The following is a 1,018-nucleotide window of genomic DNA, read 5'->3' as shown; positions in this document are numbered from 1 at the left end:
TATTATCAAGATCATAAAGATCTCGGTGTACGTGGATGTGCTGAAAATCTTGGCATCGGATACAGCACACTAACAAAGTGGCTGAAAGACTTCCGGGAATCAGGTGATATTCTTGCTCGGGGTTCTGGTAATTACGCATCCGATGAGCAGAAGGAAATCGCTCGTCTCAGACGTGAATTACGTGATGCCCAAGATGCTCTTGATGTATTAAAAAAAGCAATCAACATTCTGGGAAAATGACGGAAGTCATTTATCTCAAAGTATCTGAAAAGACGGAAGCTGCCCAAAAGGCTGGACGCCGGGTTTCCGTCTCCGGAATGTTGAAATTTTTAGGTGTCTCACGTTCAGGATATCATGCATGGCTCCACCGCGTGCCTTCTGATACAGAAAAACGCCGTGAATCTGTAAAAGAAAAAATACAGGATATTTATGATGATTCCAAGCAGAACTACGGTGCTCCAAAAATCACTGTAGAATTGCGTAAAACAGGTGAAGTCATTTCGGAAAGAACCGTTGGTACATATATGCGCCAAATGGGAATCCGTGCCCAGTGGAGCAAGCCATGGACAATCACCACTAAAGATTCTGATTTCAGCACTGAATTACAAAATATCCTTGATGAGCAGTTTAATCCTGACCGCCCGAACACCGTCTGGTGTTCGGATATCACTTATATCTGGACAATAGACGGATTTGTCTATCTGACCAGTATTATGGATTTATTTTCCAGAAAAATCATAGCCTGGACACTTTCAGAAACATTGGAAGTATCCTGCGTGATTGATACAATAAACAAAGCCAAAGCTCGCCGAAATATCGACCAGCCATTAATCATTCACTCAGATCGTGGCAGTCAGTATGTTGCAACGGAATATAAAAAAGCAACAGACAATATGCAGTGCAGTTACTCAAAGAAAGCGTTTCCGTGGGATAATGCATGTATTGAATCCTTCCATTCAATTATCAAACGTGAATGGCTCAACCGCTTTAAAATTCGCGATTACAAGCAGGCATACCG

General features: G+C 42.1%; 2 protein-coding genes. Both read left to right on the top strand.

Annotation, left to right across the window (positions count from 1 at the left end):
- Positions 1-240: transposase (locus tag WMO37_RS14845; protein WP_349155407.1), on the top strand; the 240-nt coding region annotated here is incomplete at its 5' end.
- The coding region (locus tag WMO37_RS14840; RefSeq protein WP_349155406.1) for an IS3 family transposase at positions 237-1,018 on the top strand (782 nt) is incomplete at its 3' end. The genes WMO37_RS14845 and WMO37_RS14840, both read left to right, overlap by 4 nt.

Origin of the sequence: Lachnospira intestinalis (assembly GCF_040095895.1) — a bacterium.
Taxonomy (GTDB): domain Bacteria; phylum Bacillota; class Clostridia; order Lachnospirales; family Lachnospiraceae; genus Lachnospira; species Lachnospira intestinalis.
Note: the sequence above shows the minus strand (reverse complement) of the source record. Positions and strands in the feature narration are given on the sequence as shown.